Origin of the sequence: Streptococcus phocae (assembly GCF_001302265.1) — a bacterium.
In the GTDB taxonomy this organism is placed as follows: domain Bacteria; phylum Bacillota; class Bacilli; order Lactobacillales; family Streptococcaceae; genus Streptococcus; species Streptococcus phocae.
This window is the reverse complement of the sequence record NZ_LHQM01000010.1, coordinates 52,390-67,067: the sequence shown is the minus strand read 5'-3', so window position 1 is coordinate 67,067 and position 14,678 is coordinate 52,390. Positions and strand designations below refer to the sequence as shown.

Here is a 14,678-nt window from a genome sequence, read left to right as displayed (position 1 = left end):
TTAATAGCTGTCAAAATGTTGATACAAGTGATAGAGGTCTTTAATTTCTTTTAAGAGGTGTTTGCCGTTATCAGTGTCTTTGACCAAGGTTCTGTGAGCAACTTCTTCAACCAATCGTTTAATAAAGATGATGTCACCTCCGCCTTGCAATACGTCTTCGACTGATGAGAAGGGCTTGTGGGCTACCAGTTCTAACCCGTAGCTATTTGAAATCAGGGTGTAGCCTGCAATACCTGTTTTCTTTTGATAGCCCTTAGCTAGACCACCATCAATAATAATCATTTTGCCGTTGGCTTTGATAGGAATCTCGCCACTTTTTTCTTGAACAGGGGTGTGCCCATTAACGATATGCCCTGACTCTCCCAAGGTAAACTCTGCTAAAATGCGACAACAAACGTCCTCTTTTTCCCTTAAAAGGTAATAAGGGTTTTTTAGTTCTTTATGGCTAGCTTTGTCAGTGATGTAATAACGCTCGAACGTTGTCATGCGCTTTTTACCAAACAGCGATGATCCCTCGCCACACCACAAATACCAGAACAAATCAGTCGCAAAGTCGTCCTGAACAGTCGGGTGCTGGTAGGCATACCTAACCTTTTCCTGATAAAAATCCATCAAAGACTTGCCTGATAAAAACTGACCTTCTAAATTGATTGACTTAAAGTCCCCGTTAGAATGCATGGGAATACACCCATGAAAGAGCAAGTGTTTATTGGAAATCTGATAAATAGAGCCTTTTTTGAAAAGAAAATCAACATGGGTCGACAGACGTTCAGAGTGTTGGAAACGATCCAGCAAATCCTGAACCAAGCTTTCTTCGCGAGCGGTCAGTGAACCTGGGTTTGCCCAATTAACCAGGTCATAGGGAAAGTCAACCAAAGGATAAGTCTTGCCTTCGATAGTGATTTGCTGCTGATCTGGGTTAACAAAATCAAGCAAACTCGAAGCTGCCATTTCAAATTCTGGACGGCGTTTGATTAACTGATGCTCTAGTTTAAATTGCAAAATAGCTGTGGCTTGTTGGAGGCAGTTTAGAATGCGATTTTCCTGTTCAGAAATGATTTCGCCATCTAGAATCGGATTAAAGGCTGGCTTTGGTTCAAAATATTCTAAACTATAATCGATGAGTTTTCTCAAATTAATGCCGTAACGGTCCTCAATCAGTGCAATGCTATTGTACCTAGCTGCAATGCGGATAACATTTACCATACAAATCACTGACCCTGAAACAGCTCCCATCCAGGTGATGTCATGATTACCCCACTGGATATCAATCGCTTTAAAGGTCATCAGTCGGTCTAAAATCAAATCAGGATACTTACCACGGTCATAGATATCCCCAACCACATGCAAATGATCAATGACTAGTTTTTGAATCAAAGTCGCAAAGGCAATAAAGAGATTTTCTAGTTGCTTGAGTTCTATAACCTTGCTGATAATGGCAAAATAATAGCTTTCTTTGTTTTTGTCAGGCTGCTCCTCTGTGAGCAACTCTTCCATGATGTAAGCATAGTCGGCAGGTAGCATTTTTCGAACCTTTGACCTGGTGTACTTACCTCCGATATATTTGACCAACTGCAAAAGGTCTGGTAAAAAATAAGTTAATTCATCTTCTAATGCTTGTTCAGAGAGATGTTTATTCGCTTTAATTTTTTCGACAGGATAATAAATATATTGACACAGGGCATCTATTTCCTGCAATTCTCGGTCTGGAAAACACTCTTGCAGTTTCTTTTTGATAGAGCCTGAACCATTCCTCAAAAGGTAGTCAAAGGCCTCGTATTCACCATGCAAATCACTCAAAAAATGCTCTGTGCCCTTTGGCAAATGACAAATGGCTTCTAGGTTAATCATTTCTGTGATTAGGGATGACCGACTAGGGAATTTTTCTTTTAGCAACCGATAGTACTTAGACATGCGACAATCTCTGCTCCTTATACAAGAATTTTTAGCACGAAACAGGTGGTTACCGTGTTTCTCCGACAAAACTACTATTTTATTGTAAATTTTATGCACAAAAAATGCCAGCAAAAACATGAAAACGCATTCTTTTTTGCGCAAAAAAATGCCAGCCTCAGCTAATGTTAGAGGCTAGCATAGCTTTATAAAGGGTTTTCTTGTGGATTATTTTTTCTTAATCTTGTGCAAGAATAGGAGCAAGTTGTCCCAGATGGTCTATCTGTTTATCAGCTTGGCTTTGGTCAATGTCATAGCGATAATCAGTAATAGCCACGACAGTAAGTCCTGCCGCCTTAGCAGCGGCAATGCCTTTTTGGCTGTCTTCAACGACTAAGAGCTCTTCGTTTGCATAACCCAAAGCACGCGCTGCTGCTTGATAAATATCAGGAGCTGGTTTGCCGTTTGGGACATCCTCACGTCCTAAAACAACACTAAAGTAACTCTTGAGATGACAACTTTCAAGGGCGTGCTCAACATCTTCTCGACTAGAGTTGGATGCTACTGCTAGCTGAAGACCTTTTTGTTTAAGCGTAGACAAACAAGCAAGAACTTCTGGAAATAGCAAGTCAGCATAAGGCAGCTTGTTGGCACTTTTATAAGCCGCATAGGCAGCCGATAATTCTTCTTCTCTTTGGATGGTGTTTGTTCCATCGAACAAACGTTTCCAAATGTGTTGTAAATTGCCCCCTATAAAATCTTTTGGTGCTAAATGATCGATTGAGATTCCCTGTGAAGTGAAAAAATCATGGCGTCTCTGCAGGTAAAAAGGTTCGCTGTCAAATAAAACCCCATCCATATCAAAAATAATTCCTTTTATCATTAGAATCCTCCTTGTTACCAGTTTACCACAAGTTTGTAAAAATAGGAGTCCTGACAAAAAGAGGAAAGCAAGATCTAAGGTACTGGAAGCCAAACAGTTAGACTTGATCACTTATCCGTTAGATTTTTTCTTAAAGAAAATACCTAATGAAGAAAACATGATCACTCCCATATAGTCCAAGATACTTGCTGTTTCTCCTGTTGTTGGAAGATCTTCTCCTTTAGAGTTAGCTTGTAGATGATTAGAATTTTGTGTCAGAGCTTCTTGGGTCTTTCCTGCTACATAACCTGTCAACTGACCGTTACTGTTAGTCATTGGGATTGGTTGAACACCTAGTGCCATAATAGCTGCGTGTTCTTTGGCTTTTAGAGTAGCTCACTTAAAACATTTCGCATCAGCAATCGCCTTTTTATTTTTATTTTGCTAAAATAGATTGTAGTAACAGATAGTTATGGAGGAAATGCTGTGAAATTAGAAAGAAAAACACGTTTTTCAAAAATTGGTGCTCCTGTGACTGTTTTTATTGGAGACTACCAAAAAGTTTCCTTATACAATAAAGAAAACATCACGGTTGATCTCCTTGAAGAAGAGACTTTTTTGTCAATAAAACATAGTAGACAAGCTAAAAAACCTGTCACAAATGACCAAAACTTGGTTATCACAGATAATCCACTACATTTACTGCTTTTTTGGGGTGGGGTTACGCTAATCATTGTCAGTCAACTATTGCTAAGTTTCGATTCGCAGCTCCTTTATTTTCTAACGGTATTTGGATTTGCGAGTATTTTGTGTAGCTTTTTTATCCCAAAATTTAAGTGGGTGACCTTATAAACCAGATTTTTCAAATCAGTTACCGACTAAAAGGAAGGTGTCTTATGACGATTCTTGTCAAAAATCAATCATCCCTTTTTACCTTCTCAGATGGTGCCACTATTTATCTCAATCGCCAACGAACTACTTCCATTGCTTACCATCAAGTTTCAGAGATTGAATTGCCTAACGATGAAAAAGTTAAACTATCCTGTAATGCTATTGCCTATCCCTATATCTGGGTCGAAAAAAATGATTCCATCCTTATCCTTCATAACCGTTGGCATAGCATTTATGCTGTGACATCATTTTTTGTCATTATCATTTTGCTACTTGGTGACACTCTAACTAGTCCTTTTTCATCCTACATTTCTTGGATAGCTTGTGTTCTTAACTTCCCTAATTTCTTCATACCGCGCTATCGGTTTAAAAAGCTATAAATCTTATGGTAAAAAACTTTTAAGTAATTATTTTCAACATGCAAAAACTGACTAAGGAATTCCTTAGTCAGTTTTTGTCTCTATTGTCCAATGTTTTTGATACTAATTCTAACCTTGTTAAATGGCTTTTTCATCTTGACCAAGAGAGCGTTGAATGGCTTTAACGATTTCTACAAATACTACCATCAAAAGGCTTCCTGTGATAACAACTAACCACTGGGTTAGACTCAAATGAGCCACGTGGAAGAACTTATTGAAACCTGGAACAACCACCGTCGCCATCAAGGCGATAAAGGCTACAGGAATGGAGTAGTTAAAGAGTTTATTTTTAAATAGCCCAACGGTAAAGATAGACTGATAAACAGATTTAACGTTATAGGCATGTACCAATTGGATAAGACCAAGTGTGACATAAGCCATGGTCAATGCATCCGCATGCACCTCACGGTAAGTCGCATGTTCTGGGAACATTAGAGCAAATCCATAAACACCTAGTACCAGCAGTGTCTGAAAGGCTCCTTGGTAAAGAATGGCTTCTTTAACACCACCATCAAAGAAGCTTGATTTGCGTCCTCGAGGTTTGTGCGTCATGACTCCCGGCTCAGCTGGCTCAACTCCAAGCGCAATAGCTGGTAGGGTATCTGTCACCAAGTTAATCCAAAGCAAGTGAACTGGCTGAAGCACATCCCAGCCAAATAAAGTGGCTAAGAAAATCGTTAAGACCTCTGCCATATTGGCAGACAAGAGATACTGGATGGTTTTTTGAATATTTGAGAAGACCTTACGCCCTTCCTCAACAGCAACAATAATCGTTGCAAAGTTATCATCGGCAAGAACCATGTCTGAAGCTCCTTTTGAAACCTCTGTCCCTGTGATTCCCATACCTATACCAATATCTGCTGTTTTGAGCGATGGGGCATCGTTGACACCGTCACCAGTCATGGCAACAACCTTGCCTTCTTTTTGCCAAGCTTTAACAATACGAACCTTGTGCTCAGGAGAAACACGCGCATAGACAGAATACTGTGTGAAAACTTTTTGGAAATCTTCGTCAGAAATCTCATTAAGCTCTGCACCTGTAAAAACGTGATCTAAACCATCGTCTTCAATAATGCCAAGACGCTTAGCAATTGCTTCAGCAGTATCTTGGTGATCCCCAGTAATCATGATTGGGCGAATGCCAGCTTCTCTAGCAACTTTAACAGCTTGTGCTGCTTCAGGTCGCTCTGGGTCAATCATCCCAACCAAACCTGAAAAGACAAGATCTGACTCAACCAGCTCTGTTTCCAACTCTGGCAAGACATCTGATTGTTTATAAGCCATCATCAAGACACGCAAAGCTTGTTTTGCCAAGGACTTATTCATGTCTAAAATCACTTGTTTGTCAGCATCGGTAATGGCGCGAATTTGTCCATTTTCTTCAATATAGGCGAGGCGTTGCAACAATTGGTCGGGTGCTCCCTTAACTGCTACAAAGTAACTGCCGTCAGCTTGTTCATGAATTGTTGACATGCGTTTTCTGTCTGAGTCAAATGGCAGTTCTGCCACACGCGGTTCGGTCGTTAAGACTTCACGAACATCAAAGTTTTGGTTAAAGCCATATTGAATCAGAGCTGTTTCGGTAGGGTCTCCAATGAGTTTACCTGTTTGGTCAATTTTTGTATCGTTTGCAAAGGTCATGACACGAAGCGTGCTATTATCTGATGTCATCGCATCAGAAGCTTCTTGTAAAACACCATTCGTATAGATTTTTTCCACTGTCATTTGGTTCATGGTCAAGGTACCAGTTTTATCTGATGCAATGATTTCTGTTGAACCAAGGGTTTCCACAGCTGGTAGTTTTCGGATAATGGCGTTACGTTTAGCCAACACCTGAGTCCCTAGGGACAAGACTACTGTGACAATTGCAGGTAGCCCTTCAGGAATAGCCGCAACAGCCAAGGCTACAGAGGTCATCAATCCCTCTAAAGGCTCTTGTCCACGTAAGAAAACACCAACAGCAAACGTGACTGCTGCAATCACTAAGATGGCATAAGTCAAGATTTTTGATAGGCTATCTAGATTTTGCTTCAATGGGGTATCTGTTTCATCAGCATTTGCTAACATGCCTGCAATGTGACCAACTTCTGTATACATACCAGTATTGGTAACAACACCTACACCACGTCCATAAGTAACGTTTGAGTTTTGATAAGCCATGTTGACACGGTCACCAATCCCAGCATCACTTGGCACCGTTACTGCAAGGTCTTTTTCCACAGGAACCGACTCCCCAGTTAAGGCAGCCTCTTCGATTTTTAGAGAATTAACCTCTAACAATCGCAAATCTGCTGGCACAACATCACCCGCTTCAAGCAAGACAATGTCCCCAGGGACCAACTCTTTTGAGTCCACTTCAATCACATGACCATCTCGGCGTATGCGGGCTAAAGGACTTGACATAGACTTCAAGGCGTCAATTGCCGCCTCTGCTTGACCTTCTTGATAAACACCAAAGGCCGCATTTAACACCACAACTGCCAAAATGATGATGGCATCCGTCAGTCCTTTTGTACCTTCTGTGACGACAGAAAGTGCTGCTGCTGCTATCAAAATGATAATCATCAAATCCTTAAACTGGTCAAGGAATTTCATGACTAAACTACGTTTTTCGCCCTCATCAAGCTCGTTTCTTCCAAACGTTTCTAAACGTTCTTGGGCCTGCTCACTTGATAGACCCCCTTGACTTGACTCTAGCTGAGCTAGTACTGTTTCTCCACCTTGTGTGTAAAAGGCTTCTTGTTTTTGTTCTTTCAACAAATTGGTACCCTCCATGGTCTTTTTAGATGACATCATATAAAAAGACCTGTTTATTTTCTTAAACAAGTCTCGCTGTTTCAGATTGTACCGGAAATCGAAATTCCGTACTGACGACACAATCACGGCTAACCGTCTGCTACTCCCTTGATATATCACTATTATATTAAAATTAGTATGAAAATACAAGAAAAAGCCGCCAGGTATTAAGAAAATCCTCGCCGTTTTCATTTAAGGTGTTCTCAAAAAACGTGATCATCCCAAGCAACTTTAACTAATCTTGCTAAGACCATGTGATTTTTAGCTCATAGGTCGCAAAAACAGCCTCTGTATTTGCCTGCAATAAAGCGTAGCAAAGCTCAAGTGTCTGTTGCTTTTCTTGGTAGCTATAAAACTGCGTATCGGTTAAAAATTGCTGGATTCCCATGGGAGTAGGCAGGGCAATCAAGGCCTTCTTCCCTGCGAAGAATTTCATGATTGATTGAGGATTTGAAAAACGACTCATGGTCATTTCAGTGTGATTGAACTTAATCACAACTTTTTCAGCATCGCCATTCTGATACATGAGGTAAACAAAGTCGCCTTTTTGCTTCATGTTGCAGTCATGCGTTTCTGAGATTAACTCAGTGTCTTCCCCAAAACGAATACGGTTATTAATAGTAATTTTCATAATATCTCTTTCTTATTGTCTCTGATTTCTCTATTCTATCAAGTTGCGCGTATTTTCGCAATTTTTGGTATAATATAAGCATGAATGAAAAAGTATTTCGTGACCCCGTTCACAATTATATCCACGTCAATCATCAATTGATTTATGACCTCATCAACACCAAAGAATTTCAGCGTCTCCGCCGAATCAAGCAAGTCCCAACCACTGCTTTTACCTTTCACGGAGCAGAACATAGTCGTTTTTCGCATTGCCTTGGTGTTTATGAAATTGCACGTCGCGTTACCGAAATTTTTGAAAAAAACTACCCAACAATCTGGGACAAAAAAGAAAGTTTGATCACTATGGTGGCAGCCTTGCTTCATGACATTGGTCATGGGGCTTATTCGCATACCTTTGAGACCTTGTTTCAAACTGATCATGAAGCTTTCACACAAGACATTATCACCAATACTGAAACAGAAATCAATGCCCTGTTAACACGCTATGCTCCGGATTTTCCTGACAAGGTAGCTAGCGTCATCAACCATACCTATCCTAACAAGCAGGTGGTTCAATTAATCTCTAGCCAAATTGATTGTGACCGTATGGACTATTTGCTTCGAGATTCTTACTTTTCTGCTGCTAGCTACGGTCAGTTTGATTTAATGCGTATTTTGCGAGTTATTCGTCCCGTCGAAAACGGCATCGTTTTTGATCAAAGCGGCATGCATGCTGTCGAAGACTATATCGTCAGCCGTTTTCAAATGTACATGCAAGTGTATTTTCACCCAGCTAGTCGCGGTGTTGAATTAATTTTGCAGAATTTGCTAAAAAGAGCCAAAACATGCTACGCCACTTCTCAGGGCTATTTCCAAAAAACAGCTCCTGGGCTCATTCCTTTTTTTGAACAAACAGCGGAGCTCAATGATTACTTAGCCCTAGATGACGGTGTCTTAAATAGCTACTTTCAACAATGGATGACAAGCGAAGATGCCATCTTATCAGATTTGGCTAGCCGTTTTATCAATCGCAAAATATTGAAATCTGTCACCTTTGACTCTGACAGCAAAGAACAGTTAAATCAGCTCAGAAAACTAGTGGAGTCGGTCGGCTTTGACCCTGACTACTACACAGGTATCCATGTCAACTTCGACCTTCCTTATGACATTTACAGACCTGAGTTGGAAAATCCACGAACACAAATTGAAATCATTCAAAAAGATGGGAGCCGTGCTGAGTTATCTCAACTATCACCTCTTGTCCAAGCTATCACAGGAACCAGTTACGGAGACAGGCGCTTTTATTTTCCAAAAGAAATGCTAGAACCCGATGACCTATTTGCATCTGATAAGGAAACATTTTTGAGTTACTTGTCAAATGGGCATTTTAAACAACACAAATAAACTTTCTTATTACCTTACCTCACTAAATTGTTTAATAAAGCCTGATACGCTTGATTTCATGACAAATAAATCTAATTTTAGTAAGATAGTAGGATAGAAATGTATTAAGACCACTTCGAGGAAAACACTAAGGAGAATTTCATGTCAATCAAACTTGTTGCCATCGATATTGATGGCACCTTAATCACAGACGACCGTCGCATTACAGACGATGTCTTCCAAGCCATTCAGCAAGCCAAGGCACAAGGCGTCCATGTTGTTATTGCCACAGGTCGACCAATTGCTGGGGTAACCCCATTATTAGAAGAACTAAAACTAAACCAAGAAGGGGATTTTGTCATCACCTTCAACGGAGGCTTGGTCCAAGATGCGGCTACTGGCCAAGAAATCGTCAAAGAACTAATGACCTACGATGATTATTTGGAAACTGAATTTTTGAGCCGCAAACTGGGAGTTCACATGCACGCCATCACTAAAGAGGGCATTTTTACAGCCAATCGTGATATCGGTAAATACACGGTTCACGAATCAACATTGGTGAACATGCCTATTTTTTACCGCACACCAGAAGAAATGGCTGACAAAGAAATTGTGAAAATGATGATGATTGATGAGCCTGAGTTGCTTGACCAAGCTATTTCAGCCATCCCTCAATCCTTCCACGACAAATACACCATTGTCAAATCAACACCTTTTTATTTAGAATTTCTCCCTAAAACCGTTAGCAAGGGCCAAGCTATCAAACACCTCGCTCAAAAGCTCGGATTAGACCTGTCCCAAACAATGGCCATTGGAGATGCCGAAAATGACAGAGCCATGCTTGAGGTTGTCGGCAGTCCTGTAGTGATGGCAAATGGTGTCCCTACTCTGAAAAAAATCGCCAAGCACATCACAAAATCCAACAATGAAAGTGGCGTGGCGCACGCCATAAGAGAGTGGGTGCTAGATTAATGTATACATACAAGATAGGCATTTCTGCCAAAGAACATGACACTTTTGTCCTAAACCATCCACAAGCTAACCTCTTGCAAAGCTCCGACTGGGCATCCATCAAAGATAATTGGAAGCAAGAACTAATTGGTTTTTATCAAGATGGCGAACAAGTCGCGTCTGCTGCTTGTCTCATCAGGCCTCTTCCTCTTGGTCGAACGATGATTTATATCCCACGAGGTCCTATTATGGATTACACCGATCGTGAATTGCTTCAATTTGTGATTAAAAGCTTGCAGGCATTTGGCAAGTCAAAAGGAGCAGTCTTTGTCAAGTGTGACCCTTCGCTATTCCTACAACAACGCTCAATTGATCAAGATGTTGACGATAACGAAGAGACCTTATCACTCATTGCTTACTTGAAATCATTAGGGGTTGACTGGTCAAACCGAACAACCAAGCTAGAACAAACCATCCAACCAAGGCTACAAGCCAATATCTATGCTAAGGATTTCGACCTTGCCAACTTATCCAAAAAAACAAAGCAAGCCATCCGAACAGCTACCAACAAAGGGGTTAACAGCTGTATCGGCTCAACTGAATTGCTAGACGATTTTGCTGAGTTGATGAAAAAAACTGAAAATCGCAAAGAGATTCACTTGCGGGGCAGAGAGTACTACGAAAAGCTCATGACTACTTATGGTAATCACGCTTATATCACCATGGCTAGACTAAACATTCCTAACCGTTTGCAAGAACTGCGTCACCAACTCGACAAAAGCTTGGCTGAACAAAGTACTTTTACTAGCACAACTAGACAAAGCAAGGTGACAACTAACCAAAAAACCATTGAACGAATTCAAACAGAACGTGCTTTTTTAGAGGAAGTACTCTCTCAGGGCAAAGAAGATGTCCCTCTCGCTGCAACTCTAACCTTGATGTTTGGTGACACCTCTGAGAACTTATACGCTGGCATGGATGAAACCTTTAGCCCCTACCAAGCCTCTATATTCACTTGGTATCATACCGCTAAAGAAGCATTTGAAAGAGGGTCTCGGTGGCATAACCTTGGGGGCATAGAAAATCAGCTCGATGGTGGACTATACCATTTTAAAGCTCGATTAAATCCTACCATTGAAGAATTTGCTGGTGAATTTAATATTCCAACAGGGATTTTATCTAAAGGTGCTATTTGGATGTATAACTTAAGAAAAGAGATGAGGAACAAACACTAATGGGTTTTGTAACACTGAATCAACAAGAGTTTGATGCATTTGCGCAAACTATTGAGCGACGTTATTTTGAACAATCATCAAGCATGAGTGAGTTGTTAACAAAAAGAGGTTACCAAACAGAATTGTTAGGCTACCAAGATGATCAAGGACAATTACAGGTTGCTGCACTTCTTTTTAGTGCACCTGTTTTTGGTGGAAAACATTGTGCTATTCACTACGGTCCCATCTACCATAATCCAGTATATCTTTCCCCTTTTTTAACAGCTTTAAAAGCCTATGCCAAAAAAGCAAAAGCCATCGAGCTTGTGGTTAAACCCTACACCAACTTTGATCGTTTGGATGACCACGGCAATCAAGAAAGTTTAGCAGATGACACTCTGATTAACCTCTTCAAAGAACTAGGCTTCCAGCACACAAAGCCTAAGTCAGGCTTTGGTGAATACGATTGGATTTACGTCAAAGACTTAACTGGGATTACCGAGTCAAATTTATTAGCTTCTTTTAGCAAAAAAGGAAAAGCCTTAGTTAAAAAAGCCAATACCTTTGGCATCAAGATAAAGGCTCTCAACCGAGATGAGCTTAATTTATTCAAAAAAGTAACTGCTTCTACCTCTGAGCGTCGCAACTATGACGATAAACCGCTCGAATATTACGAATATTTATTTGATAGCTTTAAAGAACAAGCAACATTTTTAGTCGCTACGCTAAACTTTAAAGATTATTATGCGAATTTGGAAAAAGACCAAAATCAACTGAAACAGAAATTAGATAAGCTAGAAGCTGACGTAATTCGTAACCCAAATTCAGAAAAGAAAAAAAATCAACTCAAAGAATTTTCAAGTCAATATCAAACCTTTGAAGTCCGAAAAAAAGAAGCAAGGACCTTTATTGAAAAGTATAATGACCAAGATGTCATTCTCGCTGGCTCTCTGTTTATTTTCACTCCACAAGAAGTGGTGTATTTCTTTAGCGGTTCTTATGTCGAGTTTAATAAATTTTATGCCCCTGCGGTATTGCAAGAGCATATCATGACTGAAGCCATCAAACGTGGCATAACCAGATACAACCTTTTGGGAATTTCTGGCTTCTTTGATGGTTCTGATGGGGTTCTAGGCTTTAAGCAAAATTTCAACGGCCATATCGAACGCCTTTGTGGCACCTTCACTTACCATCCCAATCCTCTTAAATACAAGCTCATCGAAGGAACTAAAAAATTACTCGGTCGCTATTAGCCCAGTCCTACCCAATAACAGGTATTTAGCTATTCAAAGCTAAATACCTGTTACTTTTTTTATGAAGCTTTTCTGTTGACATTGATACTAATTAGTAATATTATATTCTTGTAAACCTTCCTAATTTGTATTTGCTTTCAAAGGAGAATTCTTATGACAATTACTAATGGCTACAAACAATCTGATCGCGAAGAATCACTAGCAATCCTTAACCTTCCTAGCTTAGAAGAGAAGGCCAAGGAAATTATCCCAACTGGTGGATTTGGCTACATCACTGAAGGCTCTGAGTACGAATGGACACTACAGGAAAATACCAAAGCGTTTGATCACGTTCAAATTATTCCCCGTGTTTTGACATCTGTTTCGTCACCTTCAACAGAAACCACATTATTGGATATTCCACTGTCAATGCCAATTATCTCAGCTCCTACTGCTGCCCAAGGACTAGCTCACGCTCGAGGCGAATTAGCTACTGCTGAAGGCATGGCTGCTGCCGGCACCATCATGAGTCAAAGCACTTATGGTAATGCTACCATTGCTGATATTGCACAAGCAGGTCAAGGAGCACCACAATTCTTCCAACTTTACATGAGTAAAGACTGGAACATCAACAAAGCTTGGTTGGACGAAGCTGTCAAATCTGGCGTTAAGGCAATCGTTATGACTGTTGACTCTATGCTCGGTGGCTATAGAGAAGCTGATATTGTTAACAACTTCCAATTCCCGATTCCAATGGGGAATTTGGAAAAAGTAGCCGCTGGTGATAGCCAAGGGCAGGGCATTGCAGCGATTTATGCCGCAGCAGCCCAGGTGATTTTACCAGAAGATGTCAAAAAAGTAGCTGATTACACAGGACTTCCTGTGTTTGTCAAAGGCATTCAAAGTCCTGAAGACGCTGAAATAGCTATTCAAGCTGGCGCTGCGGGCATTTGGGTATCAAATCATGGTGGCCGTCAACTGAATGGTGGTCCAGCATCCTTTGATGTCTTAAGAGCAATCGCTGATAAGGTAAATAAACGTGTCCCTGTGGTCTTTGATAGTGGTGTTCGTCGTGGTTCTCATGTCTTCAAGGCATTGGCAAACGGTGCTGACATTATTGCTATTGGCCGACCTATTTTATACGGACTAGCACTAGGTGGGGCAAAAGGTACTCAAAGTGTTGTTGAACACCTAAATAAAGAGTTAAAAATTGTCATGCAATTAGCTGGCACTCAAACCATCGAAGAAATCAAACAAGCACCATTAATTCGACAAAATCCGATTAATGATTCCTTAGCAACTAAAGCATAAAAATATCATAGCCTCAGCGTTAGCAGTCAACGCTTGGGGCTTTTTTGATAGCTTTAAAGCACAAAAAAAACACGCTTAGCCAATGGCTAAGCGTGTTTCAAAAAAGATAGTTTGTTAAACGGAGCTTATTTCACAAAGTCTAATAAAGCAAGGAAGCTTTCTGCTTCTAGAGAAGCACCACCAACAAGAGCACCATCAACGTCTGGACAAGCCATGTAAGCATTAACGTTCTCAGGTTTTACAGAACCACCGTATTGTACACGTACTTTATCGGCAACTTCTTGACCAAAATCAGCAGCAACAACGTCACGAACAGCTTTACACATGTTTTGTGCGTCATCTTGAGTAGCTGATTTACCAGTTCCGATAGCCCAAATTGGCTCATATGCTAAAACAAGTGATGCAACTTGCTCAGCTGATAATCCAGCAAGAGCAGCTGAAACTTGAGCGCCAACAAATTCTACAGCCTTGCCAGCTTCATAAGTTTCAAGAGACTCACCACAACAAATAATTGGTGTTAAACCATTTGCAAAAATTGCTTTTGCTTTTTTGTTAATGTCTTCGTCTGTTTCGTGGAAGTAATCACGACGTTCTGAGTGACCAATAACGACATAATCTGTTCCCATTTCAGCTAAAACTTTTGGAGATGTTTCTCCAGTAAAGGCACCTGAATTTTCAAAATAACAGTTTTGAGCAGCAACTTTCAATTCTGAACCTTTTGCAGCTTCAATAGCTGTTACCAAATCAACTGCTGGTGCTGCTACTGCAACATCAACAAGATCATTTGAAGGTAATTTGCTTGCTACTGCCTCAACAAAAGCTTTTGCTTCTTGAGGGTTTTTGTTCATTTTCCAGTTACCGGCAATAATTGGTTTACGTGACATTTCACATACCTCTTCTTTCTTATTTACAACTACTATTTTAGCACATTTTAAATCTTATTAAAAGAAATTGACGGCATTTCAGGAATATTTTCACAAGAAGTGTCCATTTTTCTGAAAACGCTTTAATCAACTAAACCTCCTAACGACTAAGATGATTATCATTTAATATCAAAAAAGAGTCCCCTTAAAGGGGACTCTTCACAATTTTAGTTGTCTGACTTTAATTGTTATTC

The 14,678-nt window shown here is 40.3% G+C and carries 13 protein-coding genes; 7 read left to right on the top strand and 6 right to left on the bottom strand.

All coding sequences use genetic code 11. The features are described 5' to 3' along the window. From AKK44_RS03030 to AKK44_RS03020, 3 genes are all read right to left on the bottom strand, one after another. Positions 1–1,914: a fructose-bisphosphatase class III gene (locus AKK44_RS03030; protein ID WP_054278463.1), complete on the bottom strand. Its 1,914-nt coding sequence runs from the start codon at positions 1,912–1,914 to the stop codon at positions 1–3. A 217-nt stretch (positions 1,915–2,131) separates the two neighbouring features. Next, positions 2,132–2,776, bottom strand: coding sequence for an HAD family hydrolase (locus AKK44_RS03025; protein ID WP_054278462.1), 645 nt, complete (start codon positions 2,774–2,776; stop codon positions 2,132–2,134). Between the two features lie 111 nt (positions 2,777–2,887). Further along, a complete protein-coding gene (locus AKK44_RS03020; protein WP_054278461.1) occupies positions 2,888–3,118 on the bottom strand; it encodes an LPXTG cell wall anchor domain-containing protein in 231 nt (76 codons plus the stop codon). 123 nt (positions 3,119–3,241) lie between these two features. On the opposite strand from AKK44_RS03020, the gene AKK44_RS03015 reads away from it, so the two are divergent. Then, complete coding sequence (locus AKK44_RS03015; RefSeq protein WP_054278460.1) at positions 3,242–3,607, top strand: hypothetical protein; 366 nt, start codon at positions 3,242–3,244, stop codon at positions 3,605–3,607. Between the two features lie 44 nt (positions 3,608–3,651). Beyond that, positions 3,652–4,026 (top strand): hypothetical protein, encoded by a 375-nt coding sequence (locus AKK44_RS03010; RefSeq protein ID WP_054278459.1) that lies wholly within the window; start codon positions 3,652–3,654, stop codon positions 4,024–4,026. Between the two features lie 117 nt (positions 4,027–4,143). Here the strand turns inward: AKK44_RS03010 and AKK44_RS03005 are convergent, their stop codons facing one another. Next, a complete protein-coding gene (locus AKK44_RS03005; protein WP_054278586.1) occupies positions 4,144–6,825 on the bottom strand; it encodes a cation-translocating P-type ATPase in 2,682 nt (893 codons plus the stop codon). Positions 6,826–7,105: 280 nt separating this feature from the next. Further along, complete coding sequence (locus AKK44_RS03000) at positions 7,106–7,492, bottom strand: DUF1934 domain-containing protein (protein ID WP_054278458.1); 387 nt, start codon at positions 7,490–7,492, stop codon at positions 7,106–7,108. Between the two features lie 80 nt (positions 7,493–7,572). Between AKK44_RS03000 and AKK44_RS02995 the strand changes: the two genes are divergently transcribed. The 5 genes from AKK44_RS02995 to AKK44_RS02975 all read left to right on the top strand — a co-directional run bounded on the left by AKK44_RS02995 (position 7,573) and on the right by AKK44_RS02975 (position 13,561). Next, entirely contained in the window at positions 7,573–8,874 is a 1,302-nt protein-coding gene (locus tag AKK44_RS02995) for an HD domain-containing protein (RefSeq protein ID WP_054278457.1), read from the top strand. 141 nt (positions 8,875–9,015) lie between these two features. Then, positions 9,016–9,825 (top strand): sugar-phosphatase, encoded by an 810-nt coding sequence (gene yidA / locus AKK44_RS02990; protein WP_054278456.1) that lies wholly within the window; start codon positions 9,016–9,018, stop codon positions 9,823–9,825. Beyond that, positions 9,825–11,039, top strand: a complete 1,215-nt coding sequence (locus AKK44_RS02985) for an aminoacyltransferase (protein ID WP_054278455.1) — start codon at positions 9,825–9,827, stop codon at positions 11,037–11,039. Before yidA ends, AKK44_RS02985 begins: the two co-directional genes overlap by 1 nt. Beyond that, complete coding sequence (locus AKK44_RS02980) at positions 11,039–12,271, top strand: aminoacyltransferase (RefSeq protein ID WP_054278454.1); 1,233 nt, start codon at positions 11,039–11,041, stop codon at positions 12,269–12,271. Before AKK44_RS02985 ends, AKK44_RS02980 begins: the two co-directional genes overlap by 1 nt. Before the next feature lie 153 nt (positions 12,272–12,424). Next, positions 12,425–13,561 (top strand): lactate oxidase, encoded by a 1,137-nt coding sequence (locus AKK44_RS02975; protein WP_054278453.1) that lies wholly within the window; start codon positions 12,425–12,427, stop codon positions 13,559–13,561. A gap of 125 nt (positions 13,562–13,686) precedes the next feature. Here the strand turns inward: AKK44_RS02975 and tpiA are convergent, their stop codons facing one another. Next, on the bottom strand, positions 13,687–14,445 hold the full coding sequence (tpiA, locus tag AKK44_RS02970) for a triose-phosphate isomerase (protein WP_054278452.1): 759 nt from the start codon (positions 14,443–14,445) through the stop codon (positions 13,687–13,689). Positions 14,446–14,678: the final 233 nt, after the last annotated feature.

What these genes read in the sequence shown, in the direction of transcription:
- AKK44_RS03030 (WP_054278463.1), bottom strand. Translation starts at nt 1,914, where the DNA reads ATGTCTAAGTACTATCGGTTGCTAAAAGAAAAATTCCCTAGTCGGTCA.
- AKK44_RS03025 (WP_054278462.1), bottom strand. Translation starts at nt 2,776, where the DNA reads ATGATAAAAGGAATTATTTTTGATATGGATGGGGTTTTATTTGACAGC.
- AKK44_RS03020 (WP_054278461.1), bottom strand. Translation starts at nt 3,118, where the DNA reads ATGGCACTAGGTGTTCAACCAATCCCAATGACTAACAGTAACGGTCAG.
- AKK44_RS03010 (WP_054278459.1), top strand. Translation starts at nt 3,652, where the DNA reads ATGACGATTCTTGTCAAAAATCAATCATCCCTTTTTACCTTCTCAGAT.
- AKK44_RS03000 (WP_054278458.1), bottom strand. Translation starts at nt 7,492, where the DNA reads ATGAAAATTACTATTAATAACCGTATTCGTTTTGGGGAAGACACTGAG.
- AKK44_RS02995 (WP_054278457.1), top strand. Translation starts at nt 7,573, where the DNA reads ATGAATGAAAAAGTATTTCGTGACCCCGTTCACAATTATATCCACGTC.
- yidA (WP_054278456.1), top strand. Translation starts at nt 9,016, where the DNA reads ATGTCAATCAAACTTGTTGCCATCGATATTGATGGCACCTTAATCACA.
- AKK44_RS02985 (WP_054278455.1), top strand. Translation starts at nt 9,825, where the DNA reads ATGTATACATACAAGATAGGCATTTCTGCCAAAGAACATGACACTTTT.
- AKK44_RS02980 (WP_054278454.1), top strand. Translation starts at nt 11,039, where the DNA reads ATGGGTTTTGTAACACTGAATCAACAAGAGTTTGATGCATTTGCGCAA.
- AKK44_RS02975 (WP_054278453.1), top strand. Translation starts at nt 12,425, where the DNA reads ATGACAATTACTAATGGCTACAAACAATCTGATCGCGAAGAATCACTA.
- tpiA (WP_054278452.1), bottom strand. Translation starts at nt 14,445, where the DNA reads ATGTCACGTAAACCAATTATTGCCGGTAACTGGAAAATGAACAAAAAC.